The organism is Williamsia sp. 1135, assembly GCF_002095395.1.
Taxonomy (GTDB): domain Bacteria; phylum Actinomycetota; class Actinomycetes; order Mycobacteriales; family Mycobacteriaceae; genus Williamsia.
The window spans coordinates 252557-268842 of record NZ_MJEI01000107.1 but is presented as its reverse complement, the minus strand read 5'-3'; the positions used below and the strand labels follow the sequence as shown (position 1 = coordinate 268842).

Annotated in this window: 16 protein-coding genes and 1 riboswitch; all 16 genes read right to left on the bottom strand. The window is 66.4% G+C overall.

The features are described 5' to 3' along the window. Positions 1-17: 17 nt before the first annotated feature. Positions 18-545, bottom strand: a complete 528-nt coding sequence (locus BFL43_RS27435) for a PH domain-containing protein (RefSeq protein ID WP_346425998.1) — start codon at positions 543-545, stop codon at positions 18-20. Then, positions 545-1039 (bottom strand): 6,7-dimethyl-8-ribityllumazine synthase, encoded by a 495-nt coding sequence (gene ribH, locus BFL43_RS27430; protein WP_084896579.1) that lies wholly within the window; start codon positions 1037-1039, stop codon positions 545-547. Before ribH ends, BFL43_RS27435 begins: the two co-directional genes overlap by 1 nt. Continuing rightward, positions 1036-2367 carry a bifunctional 3,4-dihydroxy-2-butanone-4-phosphate synthase/GTP cyclohydrolase II gene (locus tag BFL43_RS27425; protein WP_084896577.1) on the bottom strand — a complete coding sequence of 444 codons (1332 nt, stop codon included), beginning with the start codon at positions 2365-2367 and terminating at the stop codon, positions 1036-1038. Before BFL43_RS27425 ends, ribH begins: the two co-directional genes overlap by 4 nt. Next, a complete protein-coding gene (locus BFL43_RS27420) occupies positions 2364-2966 on the bottom strand; it encodes a riboflavin synthase (RefSeq protein ID WP_084896906.1) in 603 nt (200 codons plus the stop codon). Before BFL43_RS27420 ends, BFL43_RS27425 begins: the two co-directional genes overlap by 4 nt. A gap of 65 nt (positions 2967-3031) precedes the next feature. Continuing rightward, positions 3032-3188: riboswitch (FMN riboswitch) on the bottom strand. 62 nt (positions 3189-3250) lie between these two features. After that, positions 3251-4237, bottom strand: coding sequence for a bifunctional diaminohydroxyphosphoribosylaminopyrimidine deaminase/5-amino-6-(5-phosphoribosylamino)uracil reductase RibD (ribD, locus tag BFL43_RS27415; protein ID WP_084896904.1), 987 nt, complete (start codon positions 4235-4237; stop codon positions 3251-3253). A gap of 25 nt (positions 4238-4262) precedes the next feature. Continuing rightward, entirely contained in the window at positions 4263-4928 is a 666-nt protein-coding gene (gene rpe, locus BFL43_RS27410; protein ID WP_240498520.1) for a ribulose-phosphate 3-epimerase, read from the bottom strand. Between the two features lie 92 nt (positions 4929-5020). Further along, positions 5021-5278, bottom strand: coding sequence for a hypothetical protein (locus BFL43_RS27405; protein WP_084896575.1), 258 nt, complete (start codon positions 5276-5278; stop codon positions 5021-5023). Between the two features lie 7 nt (positions 5279-5285). Beyond that, entirely contained in the window at positions 5286-7343 is a 2058-nt protein-coding gene (locus BFL43_RS27400; protein ID WP_143695584.1) for a PQQ-binding-like beta-propeller repeat protein, read from the bottom strand. A gap of 57 nt (positions 7344-7400) precedes the next feature. Next, positions 7401-8774 carry a transcription antitermination factor NusB gene (locus BFL43_RS27395; protein WP_084896572.1) on the bottom strand — a complete coding sequence of 458 codons (1374 nt, stop codon included), beginning with the start codon at positions 8772-8774 and terminating at the stop codon, positions 7401-7403. After that, positions 8771-9706 carry a methionyl-tRNA formyltransferase gene (fmt, locus tag BFL43_RS27390; RefSeq protein ID WP_084896570.1) on the bottom strand — a complete coding sequence of 312 codons (936 nt, stop codon included), beginning with the start codon at positions 9704-9706 and terminating at the stop codon, positions 8771-8773. Before fmt ends, BFL43_RS27395 begins: the two co-directional genes overlap by 4 nt. Positions 9707-9984: 278 nt before the next feature. Then, entirely contained in the window at positions 9985-12036 is a 2052-nt protein-coding gene (locus BFL43_RS27385) for a primosomal protein N' (protein ID WP_168176742.1), read from the bottom strand. 24 nt (positions 12037-12060) lie between these two features. Beyond that, entirely contained in the window at positions 12061-13269 is a 1209-nt protein-coding gene (metK, locus tag BFL43_RS27380; protein ID WP_084896568.1) for a methionine adenosyltransferase, read from the bottom strand. Positions 13270-13350: 81 nt separating this feature from the next. Next, a complete protein-coding gene (coaBC, locus tag BFL43_RS27375) occupies positions 13351-14628 on the bottom strand; it encodes a bifunctional phosphopantothenoylcysteine decarboxylase/phosphopantothenate--cysteine ligase CoaBC (protein WP_084896566.1) in 1278 nt (425 codons plus the stop codon). Between the two features lie 30 nt (positions 14629-14658). Beyond that, positions 14659-14961, bottom strand: coding sequence for a DNA-directed RNA polymerase subunit omega (gene rpoZ, locus BFL43_RS27370; RefSeq protein ID WP_084836844.1), 303 nt, complete (start codon positions 14959-14961; stop codon positions 14659-14661). Between the two features lie 7 nt (positions 14962-14968). Beyond that, positions 14969-15526 carry a guanylate kinase gene (gene gmk, locus BFL43_RS27365; RefSeq protein ID WP_240498539.1) on the bottom strand — a complete coding sequence of 186 codons (558 nt, stop codon included), beginning with the start codon at positions 15524-15526 and terminating at the stop codon, positions 14969-14971. A 45-nt stretch (positions 15527-15571) separates the two neighbouring features. Next, positions 15572-15889, bottom strand: a complete 318-nt coding sequence (gene mihF, locus BFL43_RS27360; RefSeq protein WP_023959453.1) for an integration host factor, actinobacterial type — start codon at positions 15887-15889, stop codon at positions 15572-15574. Positions 15890-16286: the final 397 nt, after the last annotated feature.

Here is a 16286-nt window from a genome sequence, read left to right as displayed (position 1 = left end):
GGAGTTAAATACCGACGTCAGCGGGGAGCGAACCGCTCCTGCAGTTCCCGGAACTCCGCCATCGCGGCCACCGCGCGGTCACCGTCGTTCGCCTGGATCGCCAGAATCGGGCTGAACTCGTCCTCCGGCAATTCCAGTCGCGCCCAGTTGCCGCTGTCCGGGTACCAGACGCCTCGGACGATGCTCCAGTCGAAGACCCGCTCGCCGAGCAGATTTCGTATCCCGACGCCTTCGGCCCCGACCCGTAGTCGGGCCCGGCACAGCAGCATCATCGAACCGCCGATCACCACTCCGATCAAGCCCATGGCTATCTGGTCCGAGGTCTGGAAGTGCGCGCCCGTGTCCGAGATCGTCAACAGCGAACCGATGACGACGTGGACGATGACCACCACCACCGCAGCAATGGTCGCGTACAACGGTGACCGGCGCGGCCGGTAGACCATCAACCAGCGTGGCTCACCATTCGACTCCATGGCCTCACCACTCGCGCTCACGGATGATCCGGTCGCAGACGCCTCTGCGGTCCTGTCGGCATTCGCGCTCATCAGACGCCGGCGTGGTACTCGCCACGGGAGAGCGCCCGCAGGGTCAACGCAGAGGCGATGGCCGCCGTGGCCGCCTGTGCGCCCTTGTCCTCCGAAGAATCGGGCAGCCCAGCCCGGTCCAGCGCCTGCTGTTCGTTGTTGGTGGTGAGCACACCGTTGCCGACCGGGGTCGACTCGTCGAGGGAGACCCGGGTCAGGCCGCTGGTGACTGCGTCACACACGTACTCGAAGTGGGGCGTCTCACCGCGTATCACCACGCCCAGCGCGACGACGGCGTCGTGGTTGCGGGCAAGGGCCTGCACGATGACCGGCAGTTCGATTGCGCCCGCGACCCGAACGATCGTCGGCTGGTCGACACCGACCTTGGCCGCTGCTGTCGTGGCGCCACTGAGCAGCGACTCACAGATCGTCGAATGCCATTGCGAGGCAACGATCGCCACCTGCAACTTGCTGGCATCTCCGAGTTCGAGCTCTGGTTCGCCTGCGCCGCTCATGCGGGGTTTCCTCCGGTGATGTTGATCGGTTGCACGCCGCCGGTGTCCGTTCCGTGCGGGTCGTCGAGCCCGGTGAGGTCGTGGCCCATCCGGTCCCGCTTGGTACGCAGATACCGAAGATTCTCGGCGTTCGGACGCACCGGCATCGCCACGCGCTCGGTGATGTGCAGGCCATAGCCGTCGAGGCCGACACGCTTGGCGGGGTTGTTGGTGAGCAACCGCATCGAGGCGACGCCGAGATCGACCAGGATCTGTGCGCCGAGACCGTAGTCACGTGAATCGGCGGGCAGTCCGAGCTCGAGGTTCGCATCTACCGTGTCCGAACCGGCGTCCTGCAGTTGGTACGCCTGCAACTTGTGCAGCAGTCCGATGCCCCTGCCTTCGTGACCACGCATGTACAGCACGATTCCGCGCCCCTCCTGCGCGACCATCTCGAGCGCTGCATCGAGTTGAGGGCCGCAGTCGCAACGCAACGAACCGAAGACGTCGCCGGTCAGGCACTCCGAGTGGACCCGGACCAGAACATCGTTGCCTTCGCCGTCTGCGCCGGGGATGTCACCGAGCACGAGGGCCACATGCTCGACCTCGTCGTAGATGCTGGTGTAGCCGACCGCGCGGAACGTGCCGTGTGCGGTAGGGATCCGTGCATCGGCCACCCGCACGACGTGCTTCTCGTGACGACGACGCCACGCGATCAGGTCTGCAATGGAGATCAGCGCGAGATCGTGTTCGTCGGCGAAGACACGCAACTCGGGAGTCTGGGCCATGTCGCCCTCGTCCTTCTGGCTCACGATCTCGCAGATGACTCCGGCGGGCGTCAGACCCGCCATCCGGGCGAGGTCGACGGCGGCCTCGGTGTGGCCGGGGCGGCGCAGAACGCCGCCTTCTTTGGCACGCAGTGGCACGACGTGACCGGGACGGGTGAAGTCGCCCGCCGTGCTCTCCGGATTGGCGAGCAGCCGCATGGTCGCCGCCCGGTCCGAGGCACTGATACCGGTGCCGATGCCTTCGCGGGCATCGACGGTGACGGTGTAGGCCGTGCCGTGCTTGTCCTGATTCATCGAGTACATCGGCGGCAGTCCGAGCCGGTCACAGTCGGCGCCGTCCAGCGGCACGCAGAGGTAGCCCGAGGTGTACCGGACCATGAACGCGACGAGTTCCGGCGTCGCCTTCTCCGCAGCGAAGATGAGGTCACCTTCGTTCTCACGGTCTTCATCGTCGACCACGACAACGGCCTTACCTGCAGCAATATCGGCTATCGCCCGCTCGACCGTGTCGAACCTGGTGTTCTGGGACAGCCCCTGTGGCTTGTCTGCGGTGTTGTTCATCGCTCCACTCCGATCGAAGCCAGCCGTTCGACGTACTTTGCGATCACGTCGACTTCAAGGTTAACCACCACGCCCGGCGCGGCAGCACCCAAGGTGGTCAAGGTGAGAGTGGTTGGGATGAGTGAGATCTCAAACCAGTCCGGACCGACCGCCGAAACGGTGAGTGACACCCCGTCGACGGTGATCGAACCCTTCTCGACGATGTAACGGGCAAGCGACCCTGCGATCGCGATGCGAACGACAGTCCAGTTCTCGCCCGCGTTCACCGAACTGACGGTGCCGACGCCATCAACATGGCCTTGCACGATGTGGCCACCGAACCGGCCGCTCGCAGGCATCGCGCGCTCCAGGTTCACCGGGCTGCCCGGTCCGACGGCCTCCAGCGAGCTGCGGCGCAGGGTCTCACCCATCACGTCGACCGTGAAATCGCCGCCGGCGAGGACGTCGACGACCGTGAGGCAGACTCCGTTGACGGAGATCGAATCGCCGTGTCCGGCGTCGCTGGTGACGAGTGGGCCGCGGACGGTGAACCGTGCCGCATCCGTCAGGTCTTCCCTTGCGACAATGCTGCCGCGTTCTTCGACGATCCCGGTGAACATCGCCTTCTCCTTCAATCGCTGCGCGATCTCAGGGCGGCACATGACAGGCCTGGGCGACCTACCAGTGGTGTTCTCTCACGTCCGGACTGTAACCGTCGGCTCCGGGATCTCACCGGAATCTGCTGGACCCTTCACCGAGGTGAAGGCGCTCGCGGGCTAGGAGAAAATCGGATCTTCGCCTTTACCGCCGGTGGGGAATCACACCCCGCCCCGAGAACTTCCACCAACGACGCTAGCACAACCACCAGGGCAGCTGAGCAGGCGTAACGCGGTGACGACGCCGGTCAGCGGGTTGCGGTCAGGGTGAGCAGAACGTCGTCACCCAGGGTTTCGGCACTCTGGGTCACAAACCGGTGGCCTTGGGTCAGGGTCTGCACGGTCTCGTCGACCACGGCGGCGGCTCCCCCACCGATCACCAGCGGCGCGATGTACGCCTGGACGCGATCGACCAGGCCCGCCGCAAAAAAGGCGCCGAGCAGGCGGGAGCCCCCCTCGATCTGCACATTCGCCAGGTCACCGAGCGCCGCGAGTACGCGGTTCGGATCGCGGTCGTGCACCTGGAGCGTGCGGGCGTCGGCATTGAATATGCGAGCCTGCGGCGAGATCTCGGACAACCCCACCACGACTCGCAGCGGCTGGTGTCGACGCAGGGAGCCGTCGGGGTGACGCGCGGTCAACGTCGGGTCATCGGTGAGCACCGTTCCGGTGCCCACGATGATTGCGTCGAGCTGAGCACGTTCGTCGTGCACGCGGCCGCGGGCGACATCACCGGTGATCCACTGACTCGTCCCGTCGGGGGCGGCGATCCGACCGTCGATCGAGGCTGCGAACTTCGCGGTGACCATCGGTCGCCCGTGTTTCTGCCGGAACAGCCACTCCCGGAGCGGGCCGGAACTCACCTCACCGGCCCGGACACCACCCTGCACCAGCAGACCGGCATCCTCGAGCCGCCGATGACCTCCGGTGGCGAGCGGATTGGGATCGGCGACGGCGTACACCACTTCGCGAACACCTGCGGCGATCAATGCCTCGGTGCAAGGGCCGGTCCGGCCGGTGTGATTGCACGGTTCGAGGGTGACCACCGCGGTGCCACCGGCGGCCCTCACGCCGGCCTGCGCCAGCGCGTTCACCTCCGCGTGGGCACCGCCTGGCGCACTGGTGTGACCGACCCCGGCCACGGCACCGTCGGCATCGAGGATCACCGCTCCGACCGGTGGGTTCGGCGAACTGATCCCCCGCGCACCGAGCGACGCGGTCATCGCCCGGCCCATCGCCCCGTCGACGTCGGTCACGAAGTCATCGTGCGCTGATCGCCTGGGCGCGCAGCGATTCCACAGCAGCAGCAGGATCGGTGGCGTTGTAGACCGCGGATCCGGCGACAAAGCAGTCGACGCCTGCCTCGGCGGCCTGTTCGATCGTGTCGACGTTGATGCCGCCGTCGATCTCGACGAGCACCCGTAGTTCACCCGAGTCCACCAGGGACCGAACCCGGCGCACCTTGTCGAGGACCTCGGGGATGAACGACTGGCCTCCGAAGCCGGGTTCCACGCTCATGACCAGCAACGTGTCGAAGCTCTTCAGGATCTCCAGATACGGGTCGAGGTCGGTGCCGGGTTTGATGCTCAACCCCGCCTTCGCTCCTGCGGCCCGGATGTCGCGGCCCACCGCGATCGGATCATTGGTGGCCTCCGCGTGAAACGTCACATTGTAGGCTCCGGCCTCGGCGTACCCCGGCGCCCAGCGCCCCGGATCGTCGATCATCAGGTGACAGTCGATCGGGATGTCGGTGCTCTTGAGCAAGCTCTGCACCACCGGCAATCCCAGCGTCAGGTTCGGCACGAAGTGGCCGTCCATCACATCTACGTGCAACCAATCCGCGCCGGCGACCGCGTCGGCTTCGGCACCGAGCTTCGCGAAGTCGGCGGACAGGATGGACGGCGCGATCATCGGAGGCGTCTGCATGAGAATCATCCTAGGGCGAACCGTTGGCAGCACATCCGACCCGTCGGCGTTGATACGCGTCGTACCCTCAGCGCTGATAGAGCGTCGTACCCTCAGCGCTGATAGAGCGTCGTACCCTCCGGGGGCACAGTGGTGCTGACCAGCTTGGCGAAACAGTGGTCCCGGTCGAGGCCATTCGCTGCACACCAGGCGTTTGCCTGGTCGGGTCCGGCGAAGGTGGCCGCTGCCACCGTCACCCACCATCCCGGATCATCGAACACCGTCCACTCACCAGTCCACAAGAGACGAACGTCGTTGAAGCGCAACCGAAGCGCGAGAAACTCGTCGAGAATCGCCTGCCTCGACCACACCCGTCCGTCAGCGACGAGACCCGGCTGCTTCGAGCTGAGTTGAGCGACCCACCGGTTGTTCAGATTCGCGAGGATGAAGTTGCGGTCCGAATTGGCTTGCCGCCGAAGGGCATCTTCGACAAACAGCCTCGACATCGACGTCCTGCGGGATGAACGGGCTCGAAGCGGAGACCGCTGCCGCTGATGCCCCACCCGCGGGTGCCGGTGCCTCCGTGAGGGTCCCAGGACCTCCCACCTGCTCACATTCGACCAGGTAGGTGGTCCCTGCGGCACCGGAACCCGAGGGCAGCGTGTCGGGTAGGCGCAAGAAGCTCCCCGGCGAGAAGGTCATGTCGAGGTCTATCGAGCGAGGCCGGTCGGCGCCGCGGCCAGGGGGCAGCGCCAGCACCGAACGCGAGAAATCGAACAACCCGGACGCCACCAGCGCCGCGCCTTGGGTGATGGTGATCCGGGTTGATCCGCTCGACAACACGTCACCGGTCGGGCAGGTGGCGGTCACCTTCATCGTGACCACGAGGCCGCCCGCGGACGTCGCGAAGCGCTGCGGCTCGAACACCGGCGCGCTCCCGCACCGGGTCACATACTCATCATCGCCGTTTCCCGCCGCCTGGTCGGTGGTGCCGGGCTCACCCGGCGCGGACGCGGCCCCGCCGGTCGGGTTGTACACCGTGATCGCGCCGGGAGTCGCGACGACCAGGTGATCCCCGACAGCCAGAATCTGCGGGCCGGCGTAGACCGACACCGAACCTCCCGGCGACGTCGGAAGCGACCACTGCGGCGCACCGGTCGCGAGGTCGGCGGCAACGATCCCGTTGTCCGGGCCTACATAGATGTACCGCTGCCCGTCGGTCACGCCGACGTTCTCGCCGAACTGACGGATGGTGCCTGCACTCCAGCGCTCGACGCCGGTCGTGGTGTCGATGCTGTGGACCCGGGCACCGTCGCCATCGACGACCACGGCCTGCTGCGCGGTCAGCAAGGACAGATTCGGAGTTAAAGTCCCGCTCGCGACGGGGACCTGCCATCGCGGAACTCCGGAACGAGAATCGACCAGCCGTCCGCCGATCAGGGCCCACTCTGATTCCCCCGGATTCGAGACGGCAGGGGTGGCCACCGAATCGCCGTCGACCTCGTCGACGGAACCGTCTGGGCGAACCACGAGCACCGGGCCCCGGCTGACCTGGCCGTTGCTGAACGAGCCCGCGACCACCAGGATCGACCCGTCGGCGAGCGTCGAGATCGAGGCACCGCCCGGCCGGTTCACCAGCACTCGACCATCGACGGTCGACGCCACTGTCACCGATCCTGACGCGGTCGCCACCAGCGAATCGGTGGCGAGTGTCGTGGTGGAGTCACCGCTGGGCAACGCCCCGGCCGACGGGTACGTCTGCGACCACCCCCTACCGGTTGGCGTGACCTGCGTGATGGTCTTGTCGCCCGTCGTGGCGCTGACGACGTACGCGTTGTCACCGTCGTAGGCGAGTCCGTAACCCATCCCCCCGTCCAGCGGCACGGTGTGCGTCGCCCGACCGGTGAGCGTGTCGATGAAGTACACCGATCCGGCGTCGTTGCAGACCATCTGGTGGTCGACGATCCGATCGGCGCAGGCGCGCGGCCGCACCGGGGACACCCACTGTTCGCCGGCCTCGACGACGACGCCGACCAAGGAGTGATCCGACGATCCCTGGTTCGCCGTCATCGTCACGACGGTCGAGTCGTCATGCACGAACCCCGGACGCAAGTACTGGTTCTCGGCCGACAACACCGATACGAACTGGTCGGCTCCTAGTTGCGTTGCGGAGACCTCAGAGGTCGCGATGGGCGCCGAGGGGTACTCCGAGGTCAACTGACCGGCCAGCGGCGGCTGCTTCGTCGGCTCCGACCCGCCGCCGGAGACGCTCTGCCACACCACCACTGTGGCCGTCGCTACCGCGAGGACGCAGATCATCGCGACGAGCGGCAAGATCCATCGGGGCATTCCGCGTCGCGGCGGAGGTCCGAACTGAGGCGGCGGCCCGAACTGCGGCGCGGGCCAACCACCCTGAGGCGGACCGGGATATGTCACATGACAATTGAACGTGTCGCCCGGCCGACGCGTAAGAGCACGAACGGACTAGTGGACTCAGTCCTTGCGCAGCGCGGCGAAAAACATGGCATCGGTGCCGTGTAGGTGCGGCCACAACTGTACGAAAGGTCCGTCCCCGAGTCCCTCGATGCCGCCCGGAACGAGCTCTCGGGTGTCGAGTGGGGTCACCGGCTGTTCGGCGACAACCCGCTCGACAACTCCCGCGGTCTCTGCCGGGTGGGGGGAACACGTCGAGTAGACCACCACGCCGCCGGGACGCACCAGTTCGACCGCCGAGGTGAGCAGTTGATGCTGCAGCACAACGAGTTCGGCGACATCATTCGGACTGCGCCGCCAGCGGGCCTCAGGCCTGCGCCGCAGCGCTCCCAAACCGGTGCAGGGAGCATCGACGAGTACTCGATCGAATCCCGGTTCCAGGCCCGGGTCACGGCCGTCGGCGACATGTACGTCGACCGGTAGGTCGCGGGTGGATTTGCTGATCAGTTCGGCCCGATGCGGCGCCTTCTCAACGGCATCGACCCTGGCGCCTTCTATCTCGGCCAGTGCGCCGAGCAGCGCGGCCTTCCCACCGGGACCTGCGCAGAGGTCGAGCCAACGACCCGAGTCGGGGCCCTCGAGCGGTGCCTGCGCCAGCGCGCGGGCCACCAATTGGCTGCCCTCGTCCTGCACCCCGGCCAGACCCTCACGGATCGGCTCGAGGTCGCCGGGATCGCCGCCGTCGAGATAGACGCAATACGGCGAGTACCGACTGACCTCGCCGCCGGTGATCAGCGCCAATTCCTCGGCGGTGATCATCCCCGGGCGGGCGACGAGATGGGTCAGTGGACGTTCGTCGTCAGCGGCCAGTGCAGCCTGCAAGGCGCCGGCCGAACCACCGAGCGAGTCGTCGAACACGGCTGCGATCCAGCGCGGATGTGCGTACTGGAAGGCCAGATGGCCGATGAGGTCCTCGGCGACAGACGGAGCCAGCGCCTGCACCCACAGGTCTTCGTCGCGCTGAGAGATCTTGCGCAACACCGCGTTGGCGAAACCCACCGGACCGTGGCCCGAGCGCGAACGGACGAGATCCACGGACGTGGAAACGGCTGCGTGCGCTCCGATCCGGGTCCGCAGCAATTGATAGGTGCCGAGCCGCAGGACGTCGAGCACGGCACCGTCGATCTCTGCGACCGGACGCTTGGCCACCTCGGCGATAATGGCGTCGAGCATCCCGACCGCCCGCGACGTACCGTAGGTCAGCTCGGTTGCAAGGGCAGCATCGCGACCGGTGATCTTTCTGTCTCGCAACATCTTCGGCAGCACAAGGTTGGCGTAGGCATCGCGTTCGCGCACGGCTGCCAGAACATCGACGGCTGCGACGCGTGCCGGGTCGATAGGTGTGTGCTCGCGCTGGTCGGTCGGTTGGTTCATGTCAATGCCTGTCCGTCGGTCAATCTGGCACCGCGCGCCCAATCGGCGCCCGCCATCGCTTTTTTGCCTTGTGGCTGGACGGTGTCCAGCCTGATCGGATCGGTCTTGGTGCCGACGAGCAGCGCTCTCTTGGTGACCTCCAGCTCGCCCGCCGCCGGGGCGGGTCCTTCGCCGGCGGGCGCCACCGATGTGGCGAGCACCTTGACCCGGAGTCCGTCAAGGGTGGTCCATGCGCCGGGGGCAGGAGTCATCGCCCTGATGTGCCGGTCGATCAGGTGAGCCGGCAGGTCCCACCGGATCCTGGCGTTCTCGATGGAGATCTTCGGAGCGGTGCTGATGCCTTCTGACTGCTGCGGGACGGCGATCAGCTCACCGTCTTCGAGCCCGTCCAGGGTGGCGGTGAGCAGCCCCGCACCGAACTCGGACAATCTGGCGAGCAGCGTTCCGGCCGTGTCGTCAGGGCGGATGCGCTCGGTGACCACTCCGAACACCGGCCCGGTATCGAGGCCGGCCTCGATGCGGAACGTGCTCGCCCCGGTCATCTCGTCGCCGGCGGCGATCGCTGCCTGGACGGGTGCGGCGCCTCGCCAAGCAGGCAGCAACGAGAAGTGCAGGTTGATCCACCCGTGGGTCGGCACGTCGAGCAGCGACGCAGGCACCAGTCCGCCGTAGGCGACGACCGGAATGCACTCGGGCGCCCACTCCTCGAGTTGCGCCACCGAATCCGGATCAGCCAGTTTGCGCGGGGTCATGACGGGGATGCCGTTGTCGTCCGCAAGCTGCGCCACCGGTGATCGCGTGACCTTGCGGCCCCGTCCGGCAGCGGCATCAGGACGACTGATCACGCCGATCACGTCGTGACGCGGTGAATCGATCAATGCTTGCAGCGGACCGACTGCGGGCTCAGGTGTGCCCGCGAACACCACCCGCATGTAGTACCTCCAAAGTCTGCGCCTGCCGAACATTCGTCCGCGGCCAGCCAACAGCGTAGTTGGCTGGTTCGCTCGGGCCCATTCGCGTCGTCGTCTCACCACGGTGCTTGTTGGCTCGCTGGCGCTCGCGTGGCGAACGGCCTTTATCGCGTGTTCTTCCTCAGTCGACTCAGTCGCTGCGCTCCCTCGCTCCCTCGTCCAGAACACGCGGCCGTCCGCCGCGGTGGTGCGGTTACAAAAACATGTCGGCGCCTACCACCCGCGTGTGGGCGGATCTACTATCCGATGGTCGGCGGATCCATCTGAACTCTGATCGGGGCGGATTCGTGCTGGGCATTGCGCGCGACCTGGGCAGCGTGCAGAGCCGCGGCTAGTTCTCGCCCCTGAGCGCGGGTGCATCGCAGCAAGATCCGCTGCGGGTCGGACACCTCGTCGCGGCTCAGCCCGGAAGGAAGCCGGACACCGGGTGGCAGTTCGACGGGACCCAGCACCTCCCCGCCATCAGGGAGTTCAACGGTCTCTGCGAACGCGAGGATCGCCGGACCCTCGCCATCGATGGACGCCATCGTCACCGCGGGCGGAAAGGCCAATTCGGTGCGCTGGGACAGTTCCTGATCGGCGAATCCGACCGGGTCCCATCGAATCACGGCCTGAACGGGCGCCAGACCTGCATCGGCGACGATGACGAGCGCACCACCCTCACCATGAGGGCGGACCAGCAGACCGGCCGAGAGCCACCGGCGGACGGCTTCTTCCCCGGCCCGGAGTTCCGGTCGGTCGAGTTGAGCCCACGTGTCGAGCAACACGACGGCGCCGTACCCGCCGTCGGCGACCGGTTCTGCGCCTGGCGTGGAGACGACAACTCGCGCCCCGGCATCGACCGAGTCGACGATCTTGTCCCCGCCAGAGGTGAGCACCGGGACTCCGGGGAAAGCACGCCCCAACTCTTCCGCGGTGCGCCGAGCCCCGGTCGTCAGCGCCCGCACTTTGGTGAATCCACACTCGGCACAACGGAAATCGGTCTCCGGGTGCCCACACCAACGGCAGCTCAGTGAGCCGACGGAACCCGCATGGGCGCCGCCCGCACCGGGGCCGCCCGCACCTGGACCATCCGCCTGCATCGGCCCGTGACAGCGTCGGCACCGGACCTGGGCGCGACAACGCTCACACGCCAGTGACGGCAGGTAACCACGCCGGGGAACACTGAACAGCACCGGGGCGTCGGCGGCGATCGCTGCTCGCGCCGCATCGAAGGCCACGGCCGGGATCCTCGCGGAGCGGGCGAGCGGGTCGCGGGTGATTCGATTGTCCTCATCGGACAGGGCATGAACTCTGGGCGTGCGCTGCCGGACGGTCGCGCGTGCGCCGGTGAGATCGTGTGCCCACCCCGCGTTGACCAATGCCTGCGTCTCGGCTGTCCGCGCCGCACCGCCCAGGACGAGGGCGCAGGTCTCGGAGTGCGAACGCAACACCGCCACCTCACGCGTGTGCGGATAGGGTGCACGCGGTTCGCAGAGGCTGTCGTCGCCGTCATCCCAGACGACGATCAGACCGAGATCCGGGACCGGTGCGAACGCGGCGCTACGCGTACCGATCACCACCGACGCCTGGCCTCGCAACGCCCGCAGCCAGCGTCGATATCGCGCCGACGGACCCAGTCCCGCGGACAACGACACCACCCGATCACCGAGCAACGGCTCACACGCGGTCTCCAACCGGACCAGATCTCGCTGGTCCGGGACGACGATGATCGCGGAGCGCCCGTGGACGACGGTGTGGCACGCGAGTTCGGCGAGGCGGGCCGGCCAGGGCTCCCCCGGCAGCACCTGCCAGGCCGCCCTCGCCGCCTTTCCCTCTGCGATCGCGGTGAGAAAGGAGTCAGAGTGCTGATACGGCTTCCAGCCCTCCAGATCGACCGTCGGAGGCTTCGGTGTTCCCGGCGGCAGGCCCACTGCCTGCTCGGTCCGGGCGTGGCGTGCCGGTATCGCCAGTCGTAGGACGTCCGTCATGGTGCCCGCGTAGCGATCGGCAACCGCGCGTGCGAGCACGGCCAGTTCAGGGGTCAGCACCGGTTCGGCCGAGATCACCCGCTCGAGCCAGCCGAGTTTGCCCGGGTGCTCACTGGCAGCGACGCGGTCGAGGATGAACCCGTCGACGAGTCGCCCCGAGAATCGCACCCGCACCCGGACACCCGGCTGGGCGTCCTCGTGCTGATCGGTCTGCACCTGGTAGTCGAACGGACGATCCAGGTGTGCAAGCCCGAGCGCAGGAAGAACCCGGGCGATCGGCAACTCAGGCGCGAGTTCCCGGCCCTTTTTAGCTGTGCTCATGCCGCGGCGTGCACGCCACGGCGCTCACACGCCGGCAGCGGCCTTCAGCTTCTCGGCGCGGTCGGTGTGCTCCCACGGGAGATCGATGTCGGTACGCCCGAAGTGACCATAGGCCGCGGTCGGGGCATAGATCGGCCGCAGCAGATCCAGGTCGCGGATGATCGCGCCCGGACGCAGGTCGAACACCTCGGTGATCGCCGACTGGATCTTGGCGCGATCGACGTGCTCGGTGCCGAAGGTCTCGACGAACAGACCCACGGGAGCAGCCTTGCCGATGGCGTACGCGACCTGCACCTCGATGCGGTCGGCGAGGCCTGCGGCGATGGCGTTCTTGGCAACCCAGCGCATCGCGTAGGCGGCGCTGCGGTCGACCTTCGACGGATCTTTGCCGGAGAAGGCGCCGCCGCCGTGACGAGCCATGCCGCCGTAGGTGTCGACGATGATCTTGCGGCCGGTCAAGCCGGCGTCACCCATCGGACCTCCGAGGACGAACTTGCCGGTCGGGTTGACCAGCAGTCGCACGTCGTTGGTGTCCAGCGTGGGCAGGTTCAGGTCGTTGAACACCGACTCGAGGACCTGGTTGCGAATGTCCGGGGTGAGGAGATTCTCCAGATCGATGTCGGCAGCATGCTGGGTCGACACGACGACCGTGTCGAGGCGCACTGGCTTGTCATCGACGTATTCGATGGTGACCTGGGTCTTGCCGTCCGGGCGCAGGTACGGCAGGACACCGGTCTTGCGAACCTCGGTCAGGCGCCGGGCGAGCCGGTGGGCCAGCGCGATCGGCACCGGCATGTACTCGGGGGTCTCGTTGGTGGCGTAGCCGAACATCAGGCCCTGATCACCGGCACCCTGGCGGGCGATCTCGTCCTCGGTGATGCCCTCGACGCGGGACTCGTAGGCGTTGTCGACACCCTGGGCGATCTCCGGCGACTGCGCACCGATCGCGATGTTGACGCCGCACGAGTTGCCGTCGAAACCCTTGGCCGACGAGTCGTAGCCGATCTCGAGAACCTTGTCCCGCACGATCTTGGGTATGTCGGCCCAAGCGGTGGTGTTCACCTCGCCCGCGACGTGGACCTGACCGGTGGTCACCAAGGTCTCTACGGCGACCCGGGCACGGGGGTCATCGGTGAGCAGCGCATCCAGGATGGAATCGCTGATCGCATCACAGATCTTGTCGGGGTGGCCTTCTGTGACGGACTCGCTGGTGAACAAACGGGAATCGGTCATGGATTTCCTCTCGGAACGGTTGTCCTGGCGGCACGGTGCGCGAAAACCCGCGGACCTCAAATTACACAGGGGGGGGTGTTGTCAGTTACATCGACCATCTGTGCCCCCACCATCTGGGCGCAGAACAGTGACCGCGTCAAGTATTCGAGTCGCCATGAGTGTTTTGGAACCGAGCGGCAGGGCCGTCTCGTCACCGCCGGCAGCGAGTATCCATCCCGTGTTGTGGTCCATCCCGAAGGCCTTGCCCTCGCCGACAGCGTTGACCACCAGCAGGTCACAGCCCTTGCGGGCAAGTTTTGCCCGCCCGTGGTCGAGCACGCCGTGATGCTCGTCCCCGGTCTCGGCGGCAAAACCGACGATCGAGGTCGTGTCGGGTATCTCGCCGGCGCGGCGCGCTGCGACCAGACCGGCCAGGATGTCCGGGTTGGTGGTCAGCTCGATGGGGGCAGGTCCCTTGTCGGTCTTCTTGATCTTCGCACCGGACAGGTGCACCGGGCGGAAGTCCGCGACAGCGGCGGCCATGATCACCACGTCGGTCTCGGGTGCGCGCTTTCCGATCTCTTCCGACAACTGCGCGGCGGTGGCGATCTTTATCACCTCGACGCCAGCCGGGTCGGCCAGATCGGCGGTGGCACCGGCGACGAGTGTCACCTGGGCGCCGCGCTGAGCCGCTGCTCGGGCGAGCGCGTAACCCTGCTTGCCGGAACTGCGGTTGCCCAGGTAGCGGACGGGGTCGAGCGGTTCTCGGGTTCCGCCTGCACTGATCAGGAACTTGAGGCCTGCCAGGTCGTACGGGAGTGCCTCCGGGCGTTCCAGCAGCAGGTCACCGAGCAGCGCTATCTCCTGCGGTTCGGGAAGCCTGCCGGCTCCGGTGTCCGCGCCGGTCAGCCGGCCCGAGGCCGGGGTCAGCACCGTCGCACCGTGCTCGCGCAGGGCTGCCACGTTCGCCTGGGTGGCAGGGTGCTCCCACATCTCGGTGTGCATGGCCGGTACGTACACCACCGGACATCGAGCGGTCAGGAGCGTGGAGGTCAACAGGTCGTCGGCTCGACCGCCGGCCGCGCGAGCCATCAGATCAGCAGTCGCGGGCGCGATCAGGACGAGATCCGCCTCCTGTCCGAGGCGCACATGCGGAACCAGGGGCACATCATCGAATACCGCTGTACTCACCGGGTTCCCGCTCAGGGCCTCGAACGTGGCGGCGCCGACGAACTTCAGCGCCGCCTCGGTCGGGATCACACGGACATGGTGGCCTGCCTCGGTGAAATGCCTGATCACCGATGCCACCTTGTACGCGGCTATCCCGCCACCTACTCCGATGACGATGTTCTTACGCGTAGTACCGACGTTCTCGCCCACGAACTCTCGCCTTTCGGAACCGTGGTGGAATTACTCGCCTTCGGTGTGCTCGAGCAGGTCGGAGTGGATTTCGCGCATGGCGATCGACAACGGCTTTTCCTGCAGGCCGGGCTCGACCAGGGGTCCGACGTACTCGAGGATCCCGTCGCCGAGCTGGTTGTAGTAATCGTTGATCTGACGCGCACGCTTGGCCGCGAAGATGACCAGTGCGTACTTCGAAGAAGCGCGTTCCAGCAGCTCATCGATCGGCGGGTTCGTGATGCCCAGCGGTGTGTCGTACGCAGTCGCGTCGACCTCGCCGATGAACTCGTCCTGTTGGGTCAAGCTGCTCACAGTTCTCCTACAAATTATTCAAATGGGATTCAACCAGCAAGGATAGCAACTCTTGGGCGACCGAGTCGACTTCGTCGTTTACGACGAGGTGATCGAACTCGTGCGCGCTGTCCAGTTCGGCGCGTGCGGTCTCCAATCGGCGCTTGATGATCTCGTCGCTTTCGGTGCCTCGCCCGCGCAGCCGCGAGACCAGAACATCCCAGCTCGGAGGCGCCAGAAAGACTGTCACGGCCTCCGGCACGGCTTCGCGGATATTGCGAGCACCGGCCAGATCGACTTCCACGAGAGTGGGTCTCCCCTGCTCCATGGCGTCGAAGACCGGCTTGGCCGGAGTTCCCGATCGCTGCAGTCCACCGTGGATCTCTGCCCACTCGAGCAGTTCGCCGGCCTCTATCAGCCGATCGAACTCCTCAGGTCCGACGAAGAGATAGTCACGCCCATCGACCTCTCCGGCCCGTGGATCCCGGGTCGTCGCGGACACGCTGAACATCAGGTCGGGTAACAGTTCACGAAGCCGTCGGACAACACTCGACTTGCCGACAGCAGAGGGGCCGGCCAAAACCAGCAGCCGGCCCCTCTGTCGTTGATCTTGGCTCACGTATGCGAGCGATCAGGCAAAGTCGAACTTGGCCAGGAGAGCTTTCTTCTGGCGATCACCCAGGCCACGCAAGCGGCGGGTCGGGGCGATCTCGAGTTCGGTCATGATTTCCTGCGCCTTGACCTTGCCGACCTTGGGCAGAGCCTCGAGCAGAGCCGACACCTTCATCTTGCCCAGGATCTCATCGTTCTCGGCATCCTTGAGCACTTGCTGCAGATCGGTGCCGCCTCGCTTCAGGCGCTCTTTGAGCTCCGCCCGGGCCCGGCGAGCGGCAGCTGCCTTCTCCAAGGCAGCTGCACGCTGCTCATCCGTCAACTGGGGAAGGGCCACGGTTCCTCCGATTCGTCTGTGTGTTCTTTGCCCCGTCACCGGTGGTGCCGGGGCGGCTGCTCCTGTGTGGGGGCAGCGAATGCGACCGTACCCACGTGAGCAGGGATTTGCGACCCCCACCCCGGCATTCCCCCACGAAAACCGGTGTTGTAAGCCTTTCGAACGAGCTGACGTGAGGTCGGGTATGCGGATCGGGAATTTTGGGGTTTGGATGCTTCGATATTCTCAAACATGTTGCGATACAAAGTGTTTCGTAAGGTCGACCCCAAAGGTACACAGACATGACGTAGGTCACATCGTCGATACGCCTGTGACGGGAGTTCCGCAGCGGGATTTTTCTGAGATTTTTGGTCGCACGCGCGTGTCGGCGCCGCGTGTGACCTGCGCGGAGGCGTCG